The organism is Polaromonas naphthalenivorans CJ2, from assembly GCF_000015505.1.
GTDB classification, from domain to species: Bacteria; Pseudomonadota; Gammaproteobacteria; order Burkholderiales; family Burkholderiaceae_C; genus Polaromonas; species Polaromonas naphthalenivorans.
In genome coordinates this window covers 123,989-147,551 of record NC_008781.1, presented here as the reverse complement: position 1 = coordinate 147,551, position 23,563 = coordinate 123,989, and the positions used below count along the sequence as shown (strand labels likewise).

Below are 23,563 nucleotides of genomic sequence, written 5' to 3'. Positions count from 1 at the left end.
GTATTGCGCAAACAGCTTTTTTTATACCTAAATAGAGGGGACGAAGCCATGAAAGCATGCATTTACGGCGCAGGCGCCATTGGCGGGTGGATTGGCAGCGGGCTGGCACGCGCCGGCTGCAGCGTCAGCGTGCTGGCGCGCGGCGCCACGCTCGACGCGCTGCAGTTGCACGGGCTGCGCCTGCACGATGGCAAGCAGATCACGTCGCAGGCCGTCGCCTCCAGCGACACGCCGGCCGAGCTGGGCGTGCAGGACTTGGTGGTGCTGGCCGTCAAGGCGCCGTCGCTGCCCGAAGTGGCGCGCCAGATCAGGCCGCTGCTGGGACCGGACACCCTCGTCATGACGGCCATGAACGGCGTGCCGTGGTGGTTCCTGCAGGGTTTTGGCGGCGCGCTGGCGGGCCGGCGGCTGACTTCGGTCGATCCCGACGGCATGCTGGCCGAGACCCTGCCCCTGCATCACATCATCGGCTGCGTGGTGCATGCCAGCTGCTCGGTCGATGAACCCGGGCAGGTGCAGCACCACTTTGGCAAGCAGCTCATCGTCGGCGAGCCGTCGGGCGAGCAAACCACGCGCGCGCAGCAGCTGGCCGCTCTGCTCGAAAAAGCCGGTTTCGAGGCGGTGGTGTCCGCGCAGATCCAGAAAGACATCTGGTTCAAGCTCTGGGGCAACATGACCGTCAACCCGATCAGCGCGCTGACCGGCGCCACCATCGACCGCATCATGGACGACGAGCTGGTGCGCGGCTTTATCTCGCGCGTGATGCTGGAGGCCAAGGAAATCGGCGCGCGCCTGGGCATTTCAATTGACCAGCAGCCCGAAGACCGGCACCAAATCACGCGCAAGCTCGGCGCGGTCAAGACCTCGATGCTGCAGGATGTGGAAGCCGGCAAGGCGCTGGAGCTGGACGCGCTGGTGGCCGCCGTGCGGGAACTGGGCCAGCTGACCGGCGTGCAGACGCCGTACACCGACGCGCTGCTCGGGCTGGCGCGGCTGAAGGCGCGGGTGAAAGGGCTGTATTAGGTCGCTGCTTGCCCGGCATCGCGCAACAGCACGCCCTGGCTGTAGTGCAAAAACTCGTCCAGGTGCTTTTGAATGATGGCCACCGTGATCGGCAACTGCAGCGCCTGGTAATCATGCACGGCGATGTTGCGAAAGCCGACCATGCGCTTGAGGCCATCGGCCAGCGCCGCGTTGATCCAGCCGCCTTGCGCCAGCAGCGCGAACACGTCGCGGGCGCTTTGCGGCACGCCCAGCTTTTCGCGGCGGATCAGGTGCTGGCCCATGTCCAGCGCCGCCTCGCAGGCGCGCTGGATGTTCAGGATGGCCGCATCCTGGCGCGTGAAATCGGTGGCGAAGGTGGCCGGGTCGCGGTCATATTCCTCGCGCGCCCGCCTGACGCAGCGCTCGATGGTGGCGGCCTTGTTGATCAGCACGTCATCGGCCATAAACGCGTCCCCTTTTTTGAATGTCGTCGAGCAGGCCCGCACGCGCGGTATCGAGCGCGGTCTTTTCGCTCAGAATCGCCGCCTCGTACAGGGCGGCCTGCGCATCCCAGACCCACCAGCGCTGGCCGGTGGTGATGATCTGGTGTTGCATCACGGTCGAGGCCGCGCGCAGGTCCAGTAAATCGACCGGGCAGCCGGCCAGGTCAGCCAGGTCGCCGGACAGTTCCCACAAGGCCAGCGGATCGGCATATCCAGCCACCAGGACAGCCAGGTCGAGGTCGCTTTGCGGCCCCGCCGTGCCTTGCATGCGGCTGCCAAAGGCGTAGATCGCCAGCAGGTCCGGCACGCGGCTGCACAGCATGTCAAGGAGGGCTTTTCGGTTCATGCGCTAGCGTAACGCAGCTTGGGGCTTGCCGCCGGGCAGTTGCCTCGCTGGTCCTAGCGGGCTGGCCCGCTGACCAGCCGCAGTGCCTGCGGCAGCGAATGGGCGGCGGGCACGAAATGGTCAACCGTCGCGCCGAGCAGCACGGCGCACAGCACTGCACCCAGCAAGGGTTTCCAGGTCAGGCGCAGGGCAGCGCTCAGCCAGCCTTCGCGCACCACCCGCACCGCCACGCGGGCGGAGACATAGGAAAACGCCAGTTCCACCGCCACGGCCAGCAGGGCTTCCCAGCCAAAATACATCAGCACCAGCGAGCCGGCACCGAAGAACACAGCGCAGCCGATCAGAAAAATGGCGACCACCGGCACCACGACCACCGCCGCCTCGTCGGCCGAGCCGGCGGCTTCCAGCGCACCGCTGACCATCTTGCCCGCGCCGCCCGCGGCATCCGCGCTTTCCAGGATGCCTGGCGCATCCACCGCACCCGAGAAATCACCCGACGCGCCGCCGCCGCCAAAGTCGCCACCTTCTCCACTGCGCAGGGAAGGCAGACGGGCCGAAGCGGAACCAGAGCCACCGCCGCCCTCACCTCCCGGCCAGCCCCCATCGAGATTGCCCCAGCCGTCCCGCTGGCGGTGCTGCCGCACCAGCGCGCCGGCCCACAGGCGCAGCATCAGCAAGTAACCCAGATAACCCAGCCCCAGCGAGACCAGGTAGCGCAGCGCGAGCGACTCGACGCCCAGCAGCATCTGCGCATGGGACGCGCCCCAGGTCAGGCCCAGCGTCACCAGGCCGATAAACAAGCCGTGCAGCCAGAACACATGCCGCTGGCGCAAATCGTGTTCCAGCCGGCTTTCCAGCAGCCGCACCGAGCGCCAGTTCGACAGGTTCTTCAATCGACCGCCACCGGCACGCGCGGCGCCACCGCGCACATCAGCTCGTAGCCCACCGTGCCGGCGGCCCGCGCCACCTCGTCGATGGGCAGCATGGCGCCGCCTTTTGACGCGCGGCCCCAGAGCGTGACCTCGCTGCCCATGCCGGCCCTGGGCACGGGCGTGAGGTCCACGGTGATCATGTCCATGCTGACGCGCCCGACCATGCGCGTGCGCACGCCGTTCACCAGCACCGGCGTGCCGGTGGGGCAGTGGCGCGGGTAGCCGTCGGCGTAGCCGCAGGCCACGACGCCGATGCGCATTGGCCCTTCGGCGACAAAGCTGGAGCCGTAGCCCACCGTGTCGCCAGCCGCCAGGGTCTGCAGGCCGATGATTCGGGATGACAGCGTCATCGTCGGCTGCAACTCCCAGTCGCTGGCGCTGTGCTCGGGAAAGTCGGGCGCGCTGCCGTAGAGCACGATGCCGGGCCGCACCCAGTCCGAGCGCCCGGCCAGCGCGCCGGTGTGGCGCAGGATGGCGGCGCTGTTGCTGAGCGTGCGCTCGCCGGGCAAATCATGCGTCACGGCGTCGAAAGCCTGGAGCTGCGCGGTGATGCCCTTGGGGCCGTCGGCATCGGGAAAATGCTGCATCAGCGAGATTTCATCGACCTGCGGCAGGGCATTGAGGCGAATCCAGGCGGCGCGAAAGCGCTCGGGCGTGAAGCCCAGGCGGTTCATGCCGGTGTTCATCTTCAGGAACACGCGGTGCGGCAGCTGCGTCTTGTGCGCGGCCAGCATGTCGATCTGCTCCTGGCAATGAATCGTGTGCCACAGGCCCAGGCGCGAGCACAGTTCCAGGTCGCGCGCCTCGAAGCAGCCTTCGAGCAGCAGGATCGGGCCGCGCCAGTCGAGCGCGCGCAGGCGCCTGGCCTCGTCCAGGTCGAGCAGCGCAAAGCCGTCGGCGCTACGCAGCGCATCGAAAACGCGCTCGATGCCGTGGCCGTAGGCGTTGGCCTTGACGACGGCCCAGACCTTGGCGTCAGGCGCGGCGGTGCGCACGCGCGCCAGGTTGTGGCTGAGGGCGGCAAGGTGGATGGTGGCAAGAATGGGACGTGGCATGGGGCGCAATCAGGTGAAAAGTGAACGGCGGGCCGGAGCGGCTGGCTTCGGGTTAGCGGACAGGCTCAGGGTCTTTCTTCGATTCTGTCACCAGCCCCCATGCTATAAACGTCGATTCTTTGGAGACATTCACCTGTATTTTCAGCCATCAGATCAACTGATGCAGTTTTTTGCGGTGATCAATACAGTTAATGAAGCGCGGTTTTTACACCATCATGGCAGCCCAGTTTTTCAGCTCACTGGCTGACAACGCGCTATTCGTAGCGGCTGTGGAACTCCTCAAGACCAACGGGGCGCCCAAATGGCAGCCGGCGGCGCTGGTGCCGATGTTCGCGCTGTTCTACGTGATCCTGGCGCCTTTTGTCGGCGCCTATGCCGACGCCCGGCCCAAGGGCAACGTCATGTTCGTCAGCAACGCCATCAAGGTCATCGGCTGCCTGATGATGCTGTTCGGCTCCCACCCGCTGCTGGCCTATGCCATCGTCGGCCTCGGCGCCGCCGCCTATTCACCGGCCAAGTACGGCATCCTGACCGAATTGCTGCCGGCCTCGCAACTGGTCAAGGCCAACGGCTGGATCGAGGGCCTGACGATTTCATCGATCATCCTGGGCGTGCTGCTGGGCGGCCAACTGGTCGGGCATGCCGTCTCCGGCCAGTTGCTGGCCATTGACCTTCCCATCATCGACACCGGCATCGACACGCCGCCCGAAGCGGCGATCTCGCTGCTGATCCTGCTCTACATCATTGCCGCCTGGTTCAACCTGCGCATCCCCGACACCGGCGTCGAGATGCGGCCGATGCCGCGCAACAAGTTCGAGCTGCTGCCCGATTTCTGGAACTGCAACGCGGCGCTCTGGCGCGACAAGCTGGGCCAGATCTCGCTGGCGACCACGACGCTGTTCTGGGGCGTGTCGGGCAACCTGCGCTACATCGTGCTGGCCTGGAGCGCTGCGGCGCTGGGCTACAGCACCACGCAGGCCTCGTCGCTGGTGGGCGTGGTGGCGATTGGCACGGCCGCCGGCGCCATTTTGGCGTCGATGCGGATGCGGCTGGACCAAGCGACCAAGGTCATGCCGCTGGGCATTGCCATGGGCGTGCTGGTCATCGGCATGAACTTCATCACCAACGTCTGGGTGGCCGCGCCCTTCCTGATCTTGCTCGGCGGCCTGGGCGGCTTCCTGGTGGTGCCGATGAACGCGCTGCTGCAGCACCGGGGCCACAACCTGATGGGCGCGGGCCGCTCGATTGCCGTGCAGAACTTCAACGAGCAGGCCTGCATCCTGAGCCTGGGCGCGGGCTACAGCCTGTCCACCGGCATGGGGCTGTCGGCCTTTGGCGCCATCACGGGTTTTGGCATCGTGGTGGCCGGCAACATGTGGCTGATCCAGCGCTGGCACAAGAGCAACACCGTCAAGCACAAGCTGCAGCTCGACCACTTGATCAGCATTGCCCGCAGCGACAAATCGCACTGATGGCTGGCCTTCATCCGGCCCGCGCGGCACACGGGCGAACGGCTGCGCTGGCGGTCGGCGCGCTGGTCTTGAATGCGCTGGTCTGGGGCGTTTCCTGGTGGCCGTTTCGCCAGCTGCAGGACCATGGCCTGCATCCGCTGTGGGCCACGGCGCTGATGTACCTGCTGATCGTGGCCGGGCTGCTGGCCGTGCAGTTCAAGGCCTGGCGCGGCTTTGCGGCGCATCCGCAGCTGTGGCTGCTGGGCCTGGCGGCGGGCCTGACGAATATCGGCTTCAACTGGGCCGTCACCGTGGGCGACGTGGTGCGGGTGGTGCTGCTGTTTTACCTGATGCCGGCCTGGTCGGTGCTGGTGGCGTGGCTGCTGCTGGGTGAAAAACCGACCGCCGCATCGCTGTTTCGGCTGCTGCTGGCCATGAGCGGGGTGCTGATCGTGCTGAAGGCGCCTGGCTCTGCGTGGCCGCTGCCGCAGGGCGCCGCCGACTGGCTGGCCATTGCGGGCGGCTTCAGTTTTGCGGTCACCAATTGCCTGCTGCGCAAATTCGCCGATGCGCCCGGCAACACCTGCATGCTGGCCATGTTTGGCGGCAGCGGCCTGATGGCGACGCTGGCCGCGCTGCTCGGCATGTCGCTGCAGGTGGTGCCCGGCCCGGCGCTGCAGGCGGCCGGCATTCCGGTGCTGCTGGGACTGAGCCTGGCCTTCATGGCCAGCAACGCGGCCCTGCAGTACGGCGCGGCACGCCTGGCGGCCGGCGCGACGGCGATTGTGATGCTGACCGAAATCCTGTTTGCCAGCGGGTCCGCCGCCGCGCTGGGGGCCGCCCAGTTCACGCCGCGCATCCTGCTGGGCGGCAGCCTGATCGTGCTGGCGGCGGTGCTTGCAGCCACGGCGCCTTCGGCCAAAGAATAATAGCCCCCACGCTTTTCGCTTCGCGTAATGCGCTGCCCCCCGAGGGGGCTAATTTTCCTTGGGGCGGCCCGGCGGAAAATTGCGGCTACCTTACGACAACGATGAACACCAGGAGAAATCCCATGAGCACGGTTTACGACTTCAAAGCGCGCCAGATCAACGGCCAGGACATCGCCCTGTCCGAATTCAGGGGCAAGGTCATGCTGATCGTCAACACCGCCAGCGAGTGCGGTTTCACGCCGCAGTTCGGCGGCCTGGAGGAGCTGCACAAAACCTATGCCGGCCAGGGCCTGGTGGTGCTGGGCTTTCCGTGCAACCAGTTTGGCGCGCAAGACCCCGGCAACGACAGCGAAATCGCCACCTTCTGCCAGGTCAACTACGGCGTGAGCTTTCCGATGATGTCCAAGATCGACGTGAATGGCGCGGCGGCCCATCCGCTGTACCAGTGGCTGACAGCCGAGGCGCCCGGCCTGCTGGGCAGCAAGGCCATCAAGTGGAACTTCACCAAGTTCCTGGTCGGCAAGGATGGCCGGGTGCTCAAGCGCTATGCGCCGCTGGACAAGCCCGCCAGCCTGGCCAGGGACATCGAGGCCGCGCTGGCGGCTTGATAGCAACATGTGACGGAATACGGTAGTAACAAAATGTGATTCATGGCATGCTGGGTGCCAGCCTTCGGGCTGATGTTGCTGTCACTCAAAAAAGATCCATTCAAGGAGGAATCCATGTCATTGCCGCGTTCCATCGCCAGCCTCGTGCTGCTCAGCCTGACGGCCGCCCAGGCCCTCGCCCAGCCCGCCGCCCCGGTGAGCCTTCCCGCCTATGGCGCGAACCCCCAGCAGACCTCGGTGTCCGGGCTGTCTTCGGGCGCCTTCATGGCGGTGCAGATGCAGGTGGCCTACTCGGGCTCGATCATCGGCGCGGGGGTCGTCGCGGGCGGGCCTTACTACTGCGCGGCCAACAACATGATGTACGCCACCACCATCTGCATGGGCAACGGCATGCCGATTTACCCGCCGCTGCTGGTCAGCGCCGCCCAGTCCTTCGCCGATGCGGGCCTGATTGACCCGCTCAAAAACCTGAACCAGCGCCGCGTCTATGTCTTCAGCGGAACCGACGACACCGTGGTGCGCCAGCCGGTGGTCGATGCCACGGTGGAGTTCTTCAAGGAGGTCGGCGTCCAGACGGCGCAGCTGCAGTACGTCAACAAGATGCCGGCGGGCCATGCGGTCATCACACCGAGCTATGGCAACGACTGCGCGGCCAACGCCGATCCCTACATCAGCCATTGCAGCGTCGAAACCAAGGGCTACGACCAGGCCGGGGCGCTGCTGCAGCACATCTATGGCGCGCTGCAGCCACGGGTTGACACGCCCAGCGGAACCATCGTCAGCTTCAACCAGCGCACCTATGCCAGCGCCGCCACCGGCATGGCTGGCACTGGCTTTGTGTACGTGCCCAAGAGCTGCAGCACCACGGGCGCGAACTGCAAGGTGCATGTGGCGATTCACGGCTGCAAGCAGTCGGTCGAATCGGTCGGCAACCAGTTCATCACCGACACCGGCTACAACAACTGGGCCGACAACAACAAGCTCATGGTGCTGTATCCGCAGGTCAACAAGTCGTGGAGCCCCCTGAACCCGGATGGCTGCTGGGACTGGTGGGGCTACACCGGCACGAACTACGCCTATAAATCGGGCTCGCAAATGAAAGCCATCAAGGCCATGGTGAACCAGCTGGCGCAGCAGCCGAAAAAATCACGCACTTGACCCGGGTGCCGCCGGATGCAGCCGGACCCGGCCGGATTCAGGCAAAAAAAGGCGGCCTGAAGCCGCCCCTGGATGAAGGCGCCGTAGCGCCCTGCATCTATCCCCGGTTACTTGTTGTCGTTCTTGTGGCTCTGGCGCCCGGCTTCGGCATGCTGCCCGGGCGTGCCGCCCCGGGTGCCGCCTGAACTGCTGGCCGAGCCGCCGCTGCTGCCTTGCTGGCCGCCACGGTCATCGCCCTTCTGGCCCTGGCGGCCGGCCTCGGCATTTTGCTGCGATGAGCCGCCGCCCTGGCTGGCGTTGCCGCTCTGCTTGCCGCTTTGCTGGTCGTCGTTCTTGTGGCTTTGGCGGCCGGCTTCGGCGTGCTGCTGCGGTGTGCCGCCACGCGTGCCGCCCGAACTGCTGCCCTGGTTGCCCTGGTTTCCGGCTTGGTTACCGCCCTGGTTACCACTGCCTTGGTTGCTCGATGTCATCTGGTGTTCCTCATCAAAAATAAAAAGGACTTGGTACGGCATGGCTGCTGTACCGGCAGGTGCGGTGAACGCCCGTTCGCCGCCTCTTTATTGAGGACTTCCTGGCCCCTGCGCAAGGTAGTCCGGCCGTCGTGATTTGTGTAGGACGTTGCCAGTTGCTACGGCATTTCCGCCAGCGCCCGAGCCCCCTGTAAATTTGATAAAAATACAGTGTTTGCGCAATCATGGCGGGCATAGTCAGCTATTGATTCAATAGCGCTTCATTGAGCACCTCGACCCAGTGCCGCACCGGTGTCGTGGTGCCGCTTTGCAGGTGGGTAATGCAGCCGATGTTGGCAGAGACAATCACCTCGGGCGCCATGGCGTCCAGGTTGGCCAGCTTGCGGTCGCGCAACTGGTAGGCGATCTCGGGGTTCAGCACCGAGTAGGTGCCCGCCGAGCCGCAGCACAGGTGCGCCTCATTGCCGGAGACCTTGATGTCGAAACCCAATGCGCCCAGATGCTGCTCGACGCCGCCGCGCAGCTGCTGGCCGTGCTGCAGCGTGCACGGCGGGTGAAACGCCAGCCTGGGGGCGCCGGCGGCAATCTTTCCGGCCAGGTCGGGCCGGCTGGCTTGCAGCGATTCGGCGATAACCGGCAGCAACTCGCTCAGGTCGCGGGTCAGCGCGCTGATGCGGGCGGCTTTTTCGGCATAGGCCGCATCGTCTTTCAGGATGTAGCCGTATTCCTTGACGGTGACGCCGCAGCCCGAGGCGTTCATCACCAGCGCTTCAACGCCCTGCTCCACATACGGCCACCAGGCGTCGATGTTGCGGCGCATTTCCAGCTTGCCGCCGTCCTGGTCGTTCAGGTGGAACTTCACCGCGCCGCAGCAGCCGGCCTTGGCCGCCGTCACGACCTCGATGCCGGCGGCGTCCAGCACGCGAGCGGTGGCCGAATTGATGTTGGGCATCATGGCCGGCTGCACGCAGCCCTCCAGCATCAGCATCTTGCGCGCATGGCTGCGCGTGGGCCACTGGCCGGCCGGCTGTTTGGGCGGCACCTTGGCCTTAAGCGACTCGGGCAGCAGGCCGCGCACCGCCTGGCCGATCTTCATGGCGGGGGCGAACAGCGGCGACGGCAGGCCTTCCTTGAGCGCCCAGCGCACGGCGCGCTCGCCCACCGGGCGCGGCACGCGTTCATCGACCAGCTTGCGGCCGATATCGACCAGGTGGCCGTACTGCACGCCGCTGGGGCAGGTGGATTCGCAGTTGCGGCAGGTCAGGCAGCGGTCCAGGTGCAACTGGGTCTTGCGCGTCGGCGTTTCGCCTTCGAGCACCTGCTTGATCAGGTAGATGCGGCCGCGCGGGCCGTCCAGCTCGTCGCCGAGCAGCTGGTAGGTCGGGCAGGTGGCGGTGCAGAAACCGCAGTGCACGCATTTGCGCAAAATGGCTTCGGCCTGGCGGCCATCGGGCGTGTTCTGGAATTCGGGGGCGAGTTGGGTTTGCATGGGGAGTCTCAGGTGCCTTGTCGGAGAAGCTTGCGCCTGAAGGTGCGCAGCAGGTCGGAATACAGGGGCGGCAGGCACAGGGCGAGCAGCAGCAGCGCCAGCGGAACCACCCAGATGAAGCCCACGTACTTGAAGCCGGCCGCGCCAACGATGCCGCCGGCCACGAAGGCGCCCAGCAGGATGCACAGCAGGCGCAGCTTGATGCGGTTGGCGCGCACCCGGGATTCGAACGGGCCTTCGATGCGGTTCCAGTAAAACAGCTTGCCCAGCTCGATGCCGATGTCGGTCACGATGCCGGTCATGTGGGTGGTGCGGATTTGCGACGATGAGACTTTGCTGACCAGCGCGTTTTGCAGCCCCATGGTGAAGGACAGCACCAGCACCGTGAGCGGCACGGCAAACGGCGTCTGGCGGTTCAGCGTGGCGCCCATCAGGCCAAAGAGCAGCAGCAGCAACGCCTCGACCAGCAGGGGCAGCGCGTATTCGCTGCGCAGCCCGTGCTGGCGCGCCCAGTTCACCTGGATGGCGGTAAAGGCCGCGCCAAAGGTAAAGGCCAGCAAGGCGCCGATGGCGCCCAGCACCAGGCGCATGTTGCCCAGCACCAGGTTGTCGGCCAGCAGCGAGGCAAAGCCGGTCATGTGCGAGGTGTACATGTGAACCACCAGGAAACCGCCGGCATTGATGGCGCCGGCATTGAAGGCCAGAACGGCGCCGAGCAGGCGGTTGATCGAAGCCGTCCGGTGCTGGCCGGTCAGGTGGCGCAAACGTCGCATGCGCTGCCCTACCTGTCCATCGACATGCGGCCCGGATTGAAAACGCCGGCCGGGTCGAACTCTTTTCTCAAGGCCTGCGCGATGCGCGACTGCACGGGAGACAGCGGGGCAAAGACAGGCAATTCGGCTGGTGTCTGGGCGGCGCGCCTGAACACAGTGGCGTGGCCGCCGGCCTGGGCGGCAAGCCGGCGCAGCTGCGCGGCCGCCGACGCCGGCGCCCAGAGCCAGCGCAGCCCGCCATGCCACTCGATCAGCTGGGGAAACGGCAGATCCAGAGCTAGCGTGGTCTGCGGCACGCTCAGGCGCCACAGGCAGGCGTCCAGCGCGGGCGGCCGGGCAAAAAATGGCAGGGTCTGCTCGCGGCAGGCATTCCAGTCGGCTCCGGCCTGGGCCTGGTCCATCCGCGCCGCCTGGCCGCCGGCCGCCTGCACATCGGCCATCATGCGCGGGCACGCGGCCTCGACAGCGGCCACGGCGCCGCGCAGGCGCACGAACAGGAAATCCTGCCCGGGCGCGGCGCTATCGTCATGCACCCAGCAGCTGGCGTTCAGCGGCAACGGCTGGCCGCCCCAGCGGTTGAGCAAATCGAGCGCCTTTTGCTGCGGCAGGCGGCACGCCAGCGTGGCCTCGGCCGGAGCGACGGGTAGCACCTTGAGCGAAATTTCCAGCAGCACGCCCAGCGTGCCGAGCGTTCCGGCCATCAGGCGCGAGACATCGTAGCCGGCAACATTCTTCATCACCTGGCCGCCGAAGGTCAGGCTCTCGCCCTTGCCGTTGAGCAGCACCACGCCCAGCAGGTAGTCGCGCACCGCGCCGCTGCTGGCGCGCGCCGGGCCGCTCAGGCCGCTGGCGACCATGCCGCCAACCGTGGCGTTCGGGCCGAAGTGCGGCGGCTCGAAGGGCAGGCATTGGCCTTGTCCGGCCAGCAGCGCCTCCAGCTCGGCCAGCGGGGTTCCGCCGCGCACGGTCACGACCAGCTCGCTGGGCTCGTAGCTGATGACGCCGGCATGGCCGGACAGGTCCAGCACATCGCCGGCCAGCGCCTGGCCATAAAAATCCTTGCTGCCGCCGCCGCGAATCCGCAAGGGCGTGCCCGCCTGCGCCGCATCGCGAACGCGGGCGGCCATCAAAGTCGTCATGTCAGTGTCTGCATTCATGGCAGGAATGGTACGCGTCCCCATTGCTAAGGGGTTTTGATTTTTTTGAACACGGCGTGTTCGGTTTTTTTGCAGCCCAGCAGCGCCTGATGGCTGGACCTGGGTTGGTGCCACATGTCGAAAACTCCAATTTGCTATTAATAACATAGCTGCTTGTGCTTGCTGGATATGCGCAAACGACCTTTTTTACTTAAAAACCTGGCCAGGCCAGCTCAATCCCTGAAAAAATTCACCGGCAACCCCGGCACATCGACCCGCATTGAAAATATGCAGCCCGAATCGGGCCAGGCTTGCAGTTCGGCGGCCGGGCGGCCATGGCGGGCGGTCGTGAGGTAAAGCGTTTTGAGGTCAGCGCCGCCGAAGCACGGCATGGTCGGGCACTGCGCGGGCACCGCGAATTCGGCCAGCAACTCGCCGGCGGGCGAGAGCTTGAGCAGCCGGGCGCCTTCGTACATGGCGACGTAGTAGTTGCCTTGGCTATCGACAGCGGCGCCGTCGGGCCGGCCGCCATAGCCGGGCATGCCCGCTTGCCAGCCTTCGGGCTTGACGGGCCATTGCCGGAACACCCTCTCATGGCTCAGGGTGTTGCCGGCGGCATCCCAGTCCCAGGCGCGGACCAGGTGGCGCGGCGTATCGGCCCAGTACAGCGTGGCCGCATCGGGCGACCAGGCCAGGCCGTTGGCGGTGGTGGCATCGGCGGCTTTGGCTTCAAGCACGGGCGCGCGGCCGCCCCGGCCATCGAGCGAAAACAGCTGCGCCCGGGCGGCGCCGCGCGGCTCGTAAATGGTGCCGGCCCAGAAGCGGCCCAGCGCATCGGCCTTGCCGTCGTTGAAGCGCAGGGTGGCCGGGTCGTGTTGCGCCGGCGCCAGCAAGGCCAGTTCACCGCCCCATTGCCGGGCGCGGTAAATGCCGTCGCGCAAGGCCATCACCAGGCCGGAGTTCTGGCCCCCGGTGCGGGCCGGCGCGATGCAGCCGGGCTCGGACGGCACGGTCCAGCGTTCAACCATGCCTGTGGCTGCATCGGCCCGGCAAATCTGGCAGGCGGTGATGTCCACCCAGTACAGCCGTTGCTCGTCAGGGTGCCAGAACGGGGACTCGCCCAGTTCGCTGGGCTGGGAAATAGCGGTTTGCCAGGTCATTCAATCTCCTCGGGATTACGGTTCACACTCAAATCCTGCGACTGTAGCGGCAAAAAAAAACAGCCCGCTGGCTTGGCACCAGCGGGCTGAACTTCCCTCAAAAAAACTCCGTCAACTCAAATAGAGCGAAAGCAGCTGGTAACGATCAACGGTTGTAGGCCGTTTCACCATGCGCGGTGATGTCCAGACCTTCGCGCTCGTCTTCTTCGCTGACGCGCAGGCCGATGGTCAGGTCAACAATCTTGTAGGCCACCAGCGACACCACGCCCGACCACACGATGGTGATCAAGACGGCCTTGGCCTGAATCCAGACTTGCGACATGATGGAATAGTCGGCCGTGGTGACCATGGCTGCGGTCACCCAGTCAGCCACGTAGCCAGGACCGCCCAGGGCGGGCGAGTTGAACACGCCGGTCAGCAAGGCGCCGACGATACCGCCCACGCCATGCACGCCGAACACGTCGAGCGAGTCGTCGGCGCCCAGGATCTTCTTCAGGCCATGCACGCCCCAGAGGCAGGCAAAGCCGGCGATGAAACCAATCGCCAGGCCACCGGCGATGCCGACGTTGCCGGCGGCCGGCGTGATGGCCACCAGGCCAGCGACAGCGCCCGAAGCGGCGCCCAGCATCGAGGCCTTGCCCTTGAGCAATGCTTCACCGACGCACCAGGCCAGCACGGCCGCAGCCGTTGCACCCAGGGTGTTGATGAAAGCCAGTGCGGCAAAACCGTTGGCTTCGAGTGCCGAGCCGGCGTTGAAACCAAACCAGCCCACCCACAGCAGCGAAGCGCCCACCATGGTCAGCGTCAGGCTGTGAGGCGCCATGGCTTCCTTGCCGTAACCGATGCGCTTGCCGACCATGAAGGCGCCGACCAGGCCGGCCACGGCTGCATTGATGTGAACCACGGTGCCGCCGGCGAAGTCCAGCGCGCCGGTTTGCCAGATGTAGCCGGCCTTGCCGGTCATGGCGTCAACCACTTCCTTGCCTGTATAGGCATCGGGACCCATCCAGAACCAGACCATGTGCGCCATCGGGGCGTAGCTGAAGGTGAACCAGATGACCATGAACGCAAGCACGGCGGAGAACTTGATGCGTTCGGCGAAAGCACCGACGATCAGGGTGCAGGTGATGCCGGCAAAGGTGGCCTGGAAGGCGGCAAACACGATCTCGGGAATCACGACGCCCTTGCTGAAAGTCGCGGCATTCGCAAAGGTGCCTGCGGCGTTGTCCCAGATGCCTTTCATGAACAGCCGGTCAAAGCCGCCGATGAAGGCATTGCCCTCGGTGAAGGCCAGGCTGTAGCCGTAGATGAACCACAGCACGACGATCAGCGAGAACGTCACCATGACCTGCATCAGCACCGACAGCATGTTCTTGCTGCGCACCAGGCCGCCGTAGAACAGGGCCAGGCCGGGCACGACCATCAGGATCACCAGGATGGTCGAGACCATCATCCAGGCCGTGTCGCCCTTGTTGGGGACGGGCGCTGGCGCGGCGGCGGCGGAAGCTTCGGCGGCCGGGGCTGGCGCGGCGGCAGCGGGTGCAGCCGTGTCGGCAGGCGCGGAAGCCGGGGCGGCGGCAGCGTCAGGCTTGGCTTCAGCGGGCGCCGAGGCGGTTGCGGCGGGCGCTTCGGCCGGGGCCTGCGCCCAGGCGGTCGCGCCCGTGCCGAGCAAGCTCAGTCCCAGCAGCAGGGAAGCAATCAGTTTTTTCATGTCGATGTTCTCTTTTTTTTCAGGGTGATGAGGTCAGAGGGCTTCCTTGCCGGTTTCGCCGGTGCGAATACGCACGACCTGCTCAAGGTCGTACACAAAAACCTTGCCGTCGCCGATCTTGCCGGTGCGGGCAGAGGTCTCGATGGCTTCGATCACCCGGTCCACCAGCTCATCGGGCACGGCCGCTTCGATCTTGACCTTGGGCAGGAAGTCAACCACGTACTCGGCGCCCCGATACAGCTCGGTATGGCCTTTCTGGCGGCCGAAGCCCTTGACTTCGGTCACGGTGATGCCCTGTACACCCATGCCGGAGAGTGCTTCGCGCACCTCGTCCAACTTGAACGGTTTGATGATGGCAGTGACGAGTTTCATTTCAGTTTTCCTCCAGGATGAATAACAGGGCAGCGGCCACATGCCGCTGCCGCCGCATTACAGGGTTTTTGTAGGCATCACGTCCAGCGTGTACTTTTTGACAGAGTGGCCGCTATAAACGAGGGTAACGAAGTTTGATTTCATGAAATCCCCGAAAAAAATTTAAAGTTGGCGGAACTTCTTTAGCAGGGACCGTGCCAGTTAATTTGCTTTTCCCCTGAAAACACCTGACCGATTTCATGGACGGCCGGGTTACGCTAGAGAATTACAACCTGTTACGCACCATCATGATGCACGCTCAATGCACAACTTTGATGCATTTATAAGAAAGTTAAAGAATGAGCCTGTCTTTAGTGCATAGCCGTGCATTGCTGGGTCTGCAAGCGCACCCGGTGTGCGTCGAGGTGCATCTGGCCAACGGCCTGCCCAGTTTCACGCTGGTCGGCCTGGCCGATACCGAAGTCAAGGAAGCGCGCGAGCGGGTGCGCTCGGCCATCCAGAATGCCGGGCTGGAGTTTCCGGGCAACAAGCGCATCACGGTGAACCTGGCGCCGGCCGACCTGCCCAAGGATTCGGGCCGCTTCGACCTGCCGATTGCGCTGGGCATCCTGGCGGCCAGCGGGCAGATTGATGCGCGCAAGCTGGCCGGCTATGAGTTTGCCGGCGAGCTGTCGCTGGGCGGCGATGTGCGGCCGGTGCGCGGCGCGCTGGCCATGAGCCTGGCGATTGCCCGGCCGGCGCATGGCGGCACGGCGCGCAAGCTGCCCCGGCTGGTGCTGCCCGAAGGCAGTGCGCAGGAAGCGGCGCTGGTGCCCGATGCCGAGATTTACCGCGCGCACCACCTGCTCGACGTGGTCAGGCAGTTCCTGCCGGGCGACGCCGTGCCCGAGGTGGCCGATGGCTGGATGCGCGTGGCTTCAGCCGCGCCGTCCCGGCAGCCCGCTTATGCGGACCTGGCCGATGTCAAGGGCCAGGCCGCCGCGCGCCGGGCACTGGAGATTGCGGCCGCAGGCGGGCACAGCCTGTTGATGGTCGGCTCGCCGGGCTCGGGCAAGTCGATGCTGGCGCAGCGCTTTGCCGGCCTGCTGCCGGCCATGACGACCGAGGAAGCGCTGGAAACCGCCGCCGTCGCGTCGCTGGGCGGGCGCTTCACGCTGGACCACTGGGCCGTGCGGCCGACCTGCGCGCCGCACCACACGGCCAGCGCGGTGGCGCTGGTGGGCGGCGGCTCGCCGCCGCGTCCGGGTGAAATCTCGCTGGCGCATCGCGGGGTGCTGTTCCTCGACGAGCTGCCGGAATTTCCCCGCGCCGCGCTGGAAGCCCTGCGCGAGCCGCTGGAATCGGGCAGCATCACCATTTCACGGGCCGCGAGCCGCGCCGAGTTCCCGGCGCGCTTTCAGCTCATCGCGGCCATGAACCCCTGCCCCTGCGGCTACCTGGGCTCCAGCCTGCGCGCCTGCCGCTGCTCGCCGGAGCAGGTTTCGCGCTACCAGGGCAAGCTCAGCGGCCCCTTGCTGGACCGGATCGACCTGCATGTGGAAGTCGGCGCGCTGGCGGCCGGCGAACTGGTGAACACGCCGCCGGGCGAAGCCACGGAAACCATCCGTAGCCGTGTCGTGCAGGCCAGGGAGCGCGCCATGAGCCGGCAGGGCAGCGCCAACCAGGCGCTGCAAGGGCAGGCGATTGATGCGCAATGCCAGCTCGATGCCACAGCGGCCAAGTTCCTCAATACCGCAGCCACCCGGCTGGGCTGGTCGGGCCGGGGCATTCACCGCTGCCTGAAAGTGGCGCGCACCATTGCCGACCTGGCCGGCGCCAAAACGGTGCAACTCACGCATGTGGCCGAGGCCGTGCAGTACCGGCGGGCGCTGAAGGCGGCGCACTGAGGCAGTGGCGCTTGGCAAGGTTGCTGAAGTTACGTAATTTAACTTTGTTTCAATCCCCGTAGCGTCCAGGCAGGCCCTGGGCTCAGTAGCTTTCGTGAAGGGCTTCGGACTTGCTCCTGGCGTTGAATGGGTCGCCCCTGAATTTGGCGACCACCTTGAATTCAGGGCTGCAGGCAATCTTCTGCAACGCAGCGTTGTCCCATGCGGTATTGCAGGCCGCAAGCGCCAGCGTGGCCACGCCTCCGTTCAGCGGAACCCGGACTTTTTGAACCATCCGGTGGTGGTCGCCACGCGCCGTGAACCTGAAGACGACCTTGCCGGTGGGATTGTTCCCCGTCACCGTTGCCATGAACGTGACCGGCAACGTGGGGCGCAGCGGTGGATTGGCATTGGCTTGCAGCACGGTGCTGGTGGGAACCTTGCCCTGGGTAGGCGCGGGGGCCGAGTCGAGGATGTCGCCGGTCAGCAGGTCGGTGTCGCCGGGAGACGGGGCCTGGAAATCGCTCACGATGAGCCCCCCCGCCACCTCCATGAACACGGCGCGCCGCCCCGGCTCGAACATGGCGCTGTTCAAGCGCTCCTTCACGAAGACGATCAGGACAAACTTGTCGTTGGCAAAGCTGGTCGCTAGTTTCAGGGCCGTGTGTTCGTCGGCAAAGCCCGGCGGCACGCGCAGCACGCGCGCCACCGTGCCTGCGGCGGTATCGACTTCCAGAACCGGAATGGTGGTCACGCCGAACGAGTGGCCGCCCAGGTACAGGCGGCTGCCATCCTGGTTGAAGGCCAGGCTGGTGAATCCAGGGATGGGCGGCGTCTGCGGCGGCATGACGAGGGCAATCCGCGTGATGGCTGAAGTGACCGGGTCAAGCATCCGGTAGGCATGCTCGTCGGCGGCCAGGCCCACGTTTCCGAGCATGTAGAGGCGGTCGTCGCCCGGGTTCACGGCGAGGCGCTCGGGCCGGAAATCCTTGGTGCTGACCACGTTTTCGATTTCAGGGGTCAAGCCGTTGATGAGGGTGATGCCGGCGGCACCAAGGGCATTTTCGGTGCCCGGCTCAAGCCCGGTATGCGCCACATAAATGGTTTCCCCGTCCGCGTCGATGGCCAGGCTGACGGCCGACGGGTCCACGGCCAGCGTGGCCGTCACGGACTTGCTGTCGGTGTCGATGACGGACACCGAGCCGGGCGTCAATGCATACACCTTCTTGCCATCGGGCGACACCGCCATCGCCTTGATCAGGGCCAGCGGTATCTCGCCGGCAAGGGCCTGGGTGCGCGGGTCGATGATGGCCACGCCGGTGCCCAGCGCGACGAACACCTTGCCGGACGCCTCATTGGCCACCAGTTCAACCGGAGAGGCCTGCGCCGCGCCCAGGGAAATGGTGGTGAGTCTGGAATAGGTCGTCATCTCGACGACCGACACAGTGTTCTGGTTGCGGTCCGCCAGGTAGGCCAGAGGTGCGGCGAAAGCTGCCGCCGCTCCCAGCCAGAGTGCGCCGATCAGGCATCGCAAGGCCGTCCTGCAGCGTGGCAGCGCCCAGGAAAACAGCATGCTGCGGCTGTCCCGGCAAGGAAAATTTTTCATGGCCGTCTCCTCTTTTCAGCAAGGCTACGTCCAGCATCGGAAGTGCGTGGCAGGTGAACGCGCTATTGAATGTAGGACCGGGGCGGCGGCTGAGCGAGAGTTTTTCCGAGACCACCCGGATTTTTCCGAGACGCCCGTTTTACAGATTAGGCGCCAGCAGCCTGGCCAGGTCTTCGGCCTTGGCACCGCGCCGCCTGGCCAGATCCTGCAGTTGGTCGTCGCCAATCTTGCCGACGCTGAAATAGGTGCTTTGCGGATGGCTCAGGTAAAAGCCGCTGACGCTGGCCGCCGGTGTCATGGCCAGGCTTTCCGTCAGCGCCATGCCGATGTCGCCGGCGTGGAGCAGCTCGAACATTTCCTTCTTGACGCTGTGGTCCGGGCAGGCCGGGTAGCCGGGCGCGGGGCGGATGCCCTGGTATTGCTCGGCGATCAAGGCGTCATGGCCCAGCGACTCGGCCGGCGCGTAGCCCCACAAGTCACGGCGCACGCGCTGGTGCAGGGCTTCGGCAAAGGCTTCGGCCAGACGGTCGGCGAGCGACTTGAACATGATCGACGAATAATCGTCATGGTCGGCCTGGAAAGCCTTTTCCTTCTTGTCGGCACCCAGGCCGGCAGTGACCGCGAAAACCCCGATGTAATCGGCAATTTTCAAGTCATTTTGGCCTTTTGCGCTTGCTGCACGGGTGCGAGCAGCTATCAATTCAGGAGTTAATACCTTGGGCGCGACAAAATCGGCCAGGCAGCGGCTGGGGCGCATCACGCCATCGACCGCCGTTTTTTCGGTCTGCTGGCGCAGGCCATGCCAGGTCATCGCCACTTCGGTGCGCGTCTCGTCGGTGTAGATTTCGATGTCGTCGCCGACGCTGTTGGCCGGCAGCAGCGCCATCACGCCGCTGGCCGTGAGCCAGCGGCCTTCGATCAGGCGCTTGAGCATCTTCTGGGCATCTTCATAGACGCGCGTCGCCTCGACGCCGACCACCTCGTCGGTCAGGATGGCAGGGAACGGCCCGGCCAGATCCCAGGTCTGGAAGAACGGCCCCCAGTCGATGAACTGGGCCAGTTCGGCCAGATCAAAATTCTTGAACACGCGCCGGCCGATGAACTTCGGCACGGGCGGCGTGTAGTTCGTCCAGTCGATGGGCGTGGCGTTGGCCCGTGCTTTGGCCAGCGGCCACATCGGCGTCTGCTTCTTGTTGGCGTGCTGGGTGCGCACCTTGTCGTAGTCGGCGTTCAGCTCGGCGATGTATTTGGCCGCCTGCTCGGACAGCAGGCTTTGCGCCACACTGACGCTGCGCGAGGCGTCGGGCACATAGACGACGGGGCCTTCGTAGTGCGGCGAAATCTTCACCGCCGTGTGCACCCGGCTGGTGGTGGCGCCGCCAATCATCAGCGGAATCTTGTTGAGCCTGAAATGGTCGTCCTTCTGCATCTCGGCGGCGACGTACTGCATTTCTTCCAGGCTCGGCGTGATCAGCCCCGACAGGCCGACGATGTGCGCGCCCTCGGCTTTCGCCAGCGCCAGAATCTCGTGGCAGGGCACCATCACGCCCATGTTGACGACCTCGAAGTTGTTGCACTGCAAGACCACGGTGACGATGTTCTTGCCGATGTCATGCACATCGCCCTTGACCGTGGCGATGATGATCTTGCCCTTGGTCTTGACATCGCCGCCGGCCGCCTCCAGTAGCAGCTTCTCGGCCTCGATGTAGGGCAGCAGGTGGGCGACGGCCTGCTTCATCACGCGCGCGCTTTTCACCACCTGCGGCAAAAACATCTTGCCCTGGCCGAACAGGTCGCCGACGACGTTCATGCCATCCATCAGCGGGCCTTCGATGACGTGCAGCGGGCGGCCACCCTCGGCCTTGATGGCCTGCCAGACTTCCTCGGTGTCCTCGGTGATGAATTCGTTGTTGCCATGCACCAGCGCATGCGACAGGCGCGCGCGTATCGGCAGCGCGCGCCATTCGTACTTCTTGCTGTCGTCACGCGCGCCGCTTTTGGCCGTTTCGGCGACTTCGATCAGCCGTTCGCCGGGCGTGAGATGCGCTTCGCCCGGCTTGTACACCGGCTGGCGGTTCAGCACCACGTCCTCGACGCGCTCGCGCAGCACCGGCTCCAGCTCGTCATAGACGCCCATCATGCCGGCGTTGACGATGCCCATGTCCATGCCGGCCTGGATCGCGTGGTACAAAAACACCGTGTGAATCGCTTCGCGCACCGGGTCGTTGCCGCGAAAGCTGAACGACACGTTGGACACGCCGCCCGACACCTTGGCGCCCGGCAAATTGGCCTTGATCCAGCGCGTGGCCTCGATGAAATCGACCGCGTAGTTGTTGTGCTCGTCGATGCCGGTGGCGATGGCGAAGATATTGGGGTCAAAAATGATGTCTTCGGGCGGAAAACCGATCTCATCGACCAGCACGCGGTAAGCGCGCTCGCAGATGCTGATTTTTCGCTCGTAGGTGTCGGCCTGGCCTTTTTCATCGAAGGCCATGACAACGGCGGCGGCGCCGTAGCGCTTGAGCAGTTTGGCCTGGTGCTTGAAGGCGTCAACGCCCTCCTTCATCGAAATCGAATTGACGATGCCCTTGCCCTGGATGCAGCGCAGGCCGGCCTCGATCACGCTCCACTTGGAGCTGTCGATCATGATGGGAACGCGCGCAATGTCGGGCTCGCCGGCGATCAGGTTCAAAAAGCGCACCATGGCCGCCTGGCTGTCGAGCATGGCCTCGTCCATGTTGATGTCGATGATCTGCGCGCCGTTTTCGACCTGCTGGCGCGCCACTGTCAGCGCCTGTTCATAGTCGCCGTTCAAAATCATGCGGGCGAAGGCCTTGGAGCCGGTGACGTTGGTGCGCTCGCCGATGTTGACGAACAGCGAATCGCTGCCGATGGTGACCGGCTCCAGGCCGGACAGCTTCATGGGCGGGACTTCATGGGAAAACTGAATGGAGGACATGACTCACCTTGGAATAAAGGTGAGCGTCGTTGCTAAAAGGGGATGATGCGGCCCTGTTTACCCAAGCCTGACAAAACGGATGTTTTGCTGCAACGCTCCTTGAGTTAAGCTCGATTTTAAGCATCAATACCCATAAACATGCTACCAACTGTCAAATTACCCAGTTCCATCCATGTTTAAAAACATTTTCAAGAAACCTTTACTTCCTGCCGATGGCAGGCATCAGGACAAGGCCGGCGGCTCCGGATCGGCTGACCTGGCGGCTGAAATGCTGATTGCCCCGACCGCCCTGATGCAGCTGAGCCTTGAGGAAGCCCGGGTGGTCGTGCTTTACATGCAGCCGCAACTGGTGGCCAAGGGCACGATCTTCATCCGTGAAGGCGATGGCCGCGACACCGGTTTCATGATGCTGTTGCTCGACGGCGAAGTGACCGTCGAAACGGTGGTGGTGAGCCGCGCCCAGCCCATCATCATCACCGTCATGGGGCCGGGCAGCCTGATTGGCGAGCTGGGCTTTCTGGACGCCCAGCCGCGCTACGCCTCCTGCATTGCCGCCACCCCGCTGCGCTGCGCCATCCTGACGCGCGAGGCCTTGAACCGGCTGATGCTGGAAAATGCGCCCGTGGCCGCCAAGCTGATGCTGGCCCTGTCCCTGCGAATCGGCGTGCGGCTGCGCGAGATCACCGACAAGCTCAAGATGTATGTCCAGCTGACCCAGGCGATGGAGCAGGAAATCGCTTCCCGGATAACTCCCTGATGCCGCGCCTGCCGGCTTTTACGCAGCTTACGCAGCTTGCGCGTAGAAGCCATTGCGCTGCAGCCTGCGCCCGTCCATCGGCGCCACCGCCTGGGCAATCGCCGCGATGTGCTCGGGAGTGGTGCCGCAGCAGCCGCCGACGATGTTGACCAGCCCCTCGGCCGCGAACTCGTGCAGCAGGCGCGAGGTCACGTCGGGCGTCTCGTCAAAGCCGGTGTCGCTCATCGGGTTGGGCAGGCCGGCGTTCGGGTAGCAGCTGATGAAGGTGTCGGGCGCGGCCTTGGCCAGCTCCTGGATGTAGGGGCGCATCAAGGCAGCGCCCAGCGCGCAGTTCAGGCCGACGGCCAGCGGCTCGGCATGGCGCACGCTGTGCCAGAAAGCCGTCACGGTCTGGCCGCTCAAAATGCGGCCCGAGGCATCGGTCACGGTGCCGCTGATGATCAGCGGCAATCTTTCACCGGAGTTTTCAAAGTATTCGTCGATGGCAAACAGCGCCGCCTTGGCGTTGAGCGTGTCGAAGATCGTCTCGACCAGCAGCACGTCGGCGCCGCCCTTGACCAGCGCTTCGGTCTGCTCGTAATAGGCTTTTCTTAACTCTTCAAAACTGGTGTTGCGCGCACCCGCATCGTTCACGTCGGGGCTGATGCTGGCGGTTTTTGGCGTGGGGCCGAGGGCGCCGACGACAAAACGCGGCTTCTCGGGCGTCGAGAACTTGTCGCAGGCAGCTCTGGCGATTCGCGCCGATTCGTAGTTCATCTCGACCGCCAGGTCGGCCATGTCGTAGTCGGCCTGGGCCACGGTGGTCGCGCCGAAGGTGTTGGTCTCGATCATGTCGGCGCCGGCGGCCAGGTAGCCTTCATGGATGTCGCGGATCATGTCGGGGCGCGTGAGGCTGAGCAATTCGTTGTTGCCCTTGACATCCTTGTGAAAGTCCTTGAAACGCTCGCCCCGGTACTGCGCTTCATTGAGCCTGAAGCGCTGGATCATGGTGCCCATCGCGCCGTCGAGGATCAGGATGCGTTGCGCCAGGAGGGCGGGGAGTTGCTGGGCGCGGGTGTAGGTGATCGGCTTCATGGCGTGCATTTTAGGTCGGGCTTCATGGCCGTTGACTTTCCCCGACAATAGGCCTTAGCCTGTTTGCACTGAATGAAAACGTCATGATTCGCAGGTCGGCGCTGCCCCGCAAGGAGTCGCCCGAGTCGCAACGGCCACGATTTTCAAGGTCGAACAATACTGATGAAAAATGGCTTTTGCGCTTGTCCATCATGCATAGCAAGCTATTATTTTTATAGCAAACCG

At 64.9% G+C, this 23,563-nt stretch carries 21 protein-coding genes and 1 riboswitch; of the genes, 7 read left to right on the top strand and 14 right to left on the bottom strand.

The features are described from left to right. Positions 1 to 48 precede the first annotated feature (48 nt). Positions 49 to 1,023: a 2-dehydropantoate 2-reductase gene (locus tag PNAP_RS00670; protein ID WP_011799570.1), complete on the top strand. Its 975-nt coding sequence runs from the start codon at positions 49 to 51 to the stop codon at positions 1,021 to 1,023. Here the strand turns inward: PNAP_RS00670 and hepT are convergent. From hepT to alr, 4 genes are read right to left on the bottom strand one after another with little or no spacing between them, the layout of a single operon-like run. Next, a complete protein-coding gene (gene hepT / locus PNAP_RS00665; RefSeq protein WP_011799569.1) occupies positions 1,020 to 1,448 on the bottom strand; it encodes a type VII toxin-antitoxin system HepT family RNase toxin in 429 nt (142 codons plus the stop codon). The genes PNAP_RS00670 and hepT overlap by 4 nt on opposite strands. Further along, positions 1,438 to 1,833, bottom strand: coding sequence for a type VII toxin-antitoxin system MntA family adenylyltransferase antitoxin (mntA, locus tag PNAP_RS00660; protein WP_011799568.1), 396 nt, complete (start codon positions 1,831 to 1,833; stop codon positions 1,438 to 1,440). Before mntA ends, hepT begins: the two co-directional genes overlap by 11 nt. A 53-nt stretch (positions 1,834 to 1,886) precedes the next feature. Continuing rightward, positions 1,887 to 2,726, bottom strand: a complete 840-nt coding sequence (locus PNAP_RS00655; RefSeq protein WP_011799567.1) for a hypothetical protein — start codon at positions 2,724 to 2,726, stop codon at positions 1,887 to 1,889. After that, positions 2,723 to 3,820, bottom strand: a complete 1,098-nt coding sequence (gene alr, locus PNAP_RS00650; RefSeq protein ID WP_011799566.1) for an alanine racemase — start codon at positions 3,818 to 3,820, stop codon at positions 2,723 to 2,725. The genes PNAP_RS00655 and alr overlap by 4 nt, the downstream gene beginning before the upstream one ends. A 191-nt stretch (positions 3,821 to 4,011) precedes the next feature. On the opposite strand from alr, the gene lplT reads away from it, so the two are divergent. The 4 genes from lplT (at position 4,012) to PNAP_RS00630 (ending at position 7,966) form a co-directional block, all read left to right on the top strand. After that, positions 4,012 to 5,292 (top strand): lysophospholipid transporter LplT, encoded by a 1,281-nt coding sequence (gene lplT / locus PNAP_RS00645; protein WP_011799565.1) that lies wholly within the window; start codon positions 4,012 to 4,014, stop codon positions 5,290 to 5,292. Then, a complete protein-coding gene (locus PNAP_RS00640; RefSeq protein WP_011799564.1) occupies positions 5,292 to 6,200 on the top strand; it encodes a DMT family transporter in 909 nt (302 codons plus the stop codon). The genes lplT and PNAP_RS00640 overlap by 1 nt, the downstream gene beginning before the upstream one ends. A 122-nt stretch (positions 6,201 to 6,322) precedes the next feature. Then, the gene (locus PNAP_RS00635; protein ID WP_011799563.1) at positions 6,323 to 6,808 is read left to right on the top strand and encodes a glutathione peroxidase; all 486 of its coding nucleotides are present in this window, start codon (positions 6,323 to 6,325) and stop codon (positions 6,806 to 6,808) included. A gap of 114 nt (positions 6,809 to 6,922) precedes the next feature. After that, positions 6,923 to 7,966, top strand: a complete 1,044-nt coding sequence (locus PNAP_RS00630) for an extracellular catalytic domain type 2 short-chain-length polyhydroxyalkanoate depolymerase (protein WP_011799562.1) — start codon at positions 6,923 to 6,925, stop codon at positions 7,964 to 7,966. Between the two features lie 107 nt (positions 7,967 to 8,073). On the opposite strand, the gene PNAP_RS00625 is transcribed toward PNAP_RS00630, so the two are convergent. The 7 genes from PNAP_RS00625 to glnK form a co-directional block, all read right to left on the bottom strand. After that, positions 8,074 to 8,436 (bottom strand): hypothetical protein, encoded by a 363-nt coding sequence (locus tag PNAP_RS00625; RefSeq protein WP_011799561.1) that lies wholly within the window; start codon positions 8,434 to 8,436, stop codon positions 8,074 to 8,076. 241 nt (positions 8,437 to 8,677) lie between these two features. Then, on the bottom strand, positions 8,678 to 9,925 hold the full coding sequence (gene glcF / locus PNAP_RS00620; protein WP_011799560.1) for a glycolate oxidase subunit GlcF: 1,248 nt from the start codon (positions 9,923 to 9,925) through the stop codon (positions 8,678 to 8,680). 8 nt (positions 9,926 to 9,933) lie between these two features. Beyond that, a complete protein-coding gene (locus tag PNAP_RS00615; RefSeq protein WP_011799559.1) occupies positions 9,934 to 10,698 on the bottom strand; it encodes a YoaK family protein in 765 nt (254 codons plus the stop codon). Between the two features lie 8 nt (positions 10,699 to 10,706). Next, a complete protein-coding gene (gene glcE / locus PNAP_RS00610; protein ID WP_011799558.1) occupies positions 10,707 to 11,855 on the bottom strand; it encodes a glycolate oxidase subunit GlcE in 1,149 nt (382 codons plus the stop codon). A gap of 212 nt (positions 11,856 to 12,067) precedes the next feature. Next, positions 12,068 to 12,994 (bottom strand): SMP-30/gluconolactonase/LRE family protein, encoded by a 927-nt coding sequence (locus tag PNAP_RS00605; protein WP_011799557.1) that lies wholly within the window; start codon positions 12,992 to 12,994, stop codon positions 12,068 to 12,070. A 145-nt stretch (positions 12,995 to 13,139) separates the two neighbouring features. Beyond that, the gene (locus tag PNAP_RS00600; RefSeq protein WP_011799556.1) at positions 13,140 to 14,705 is read right to left on the bottom strand and encodes an ammonium transporter; all 1,566 of its coding nucleotides are present in this window, start codon (positions 14,703 to 14,705) and stop codon (positions 13,140 to 13,142) included. 33 nt (positions 14,706 to 14,738) lie between these two features. Beyond that, a complete protein-coding gene (gene glnK, locus PNAP_RS00595) occupies positions 14,739 to 15,077 on the bottom strand; it encodes a P-II family nitrogen regulator (RefSeq protein ID WP_011799555.1) in 339 nt (112 codons plus the stop codon). Between the two features lie 338 nt (positions 15,078 to 15,415). On the opposite strand from glnK, the gene PNAP_RS00590 reads away from it, so the two are divergent. Next, complete coding sequence (locus PNAP_RS00590) at positions 15,416 to 16,963, top strand: YifB family Mg chelatase-like AAA ATPase (RefSeq protein ID WP_011799554.1); 1,548 nt, start codon at positions 15,416 to 15,418, stop codon at positions 16,961 to 16,963. An 82-nt stretch (positions 16,964 to 17,045) separates the two neighbouring features. Here the strand turns inward: PNAP_RS00590 and PNAP_RS00585 are convergent, their stop codons facing one another. Continuing rightward, positions 17,046 to 18,548, bottom strand: coding sequence for a YncE family protein (locus PNAP_RS00585; protein ID WP_041376428.1), 1,503 nt, complete (start codon positions 18,546 to 18,548; stop codon positions 17,046 to 17,048). Between the two features lie 139 nt (positions 18,549 to 18,687). Next, entirely contained in the window at positions 18,688 to 21,507 is a 2,820-nt protein-coding gene (gene metH / locus PNAP_RS00580; RefSeq protein WP_011799552.1) for a methionine synthase, read from the bottom strand. A 14-nt stretch (positions 21,508 to 21,521) separates the two neighbouring features. Continuing rightward, positions 21,522 to 21,614, bottom strand: a riboswitch (S-adenosyl-L-homocysteine riboswitch). Positions 21,615 to 21,679: 65 nt separating this feature from the next. On the opposite strand from metH, the gene PNAP_RS00575 reads away from it, so the two are divergent. After that, a complete protein-coding gene (locus PNAP_RS00575) occupies positions 21,680 to 22,264 on the top strand; it encodes a cyclic nucleotide-binding domain-containing protein (RefSeq protein ID WP_011799551.1) in 585 nt (194 codons plus the stop codon). A gap of 27 nt (positions 22,265 to 22,291) precedes the next feature. Here the strand turns inward: PNAP_RS00575 and PNAP_RS00570 are convergent, their stop codons facing one another. Then, positions 22,292 to 23,338 carry a homocysteine S-methyltransferase family protein gene (locus PNAP_RS00570; protein WP_041376875.1) on the bottom strand — a complete coding sequence of 349 codons (1,047 nt, stop codon included), beginning with the start codon at positions 23,336 to 23,338 and terminating at the stop codon, positions 22,292 to 22,294. Positions 23,339 to 23,563 lie beyond the last annotated feature (225 nt).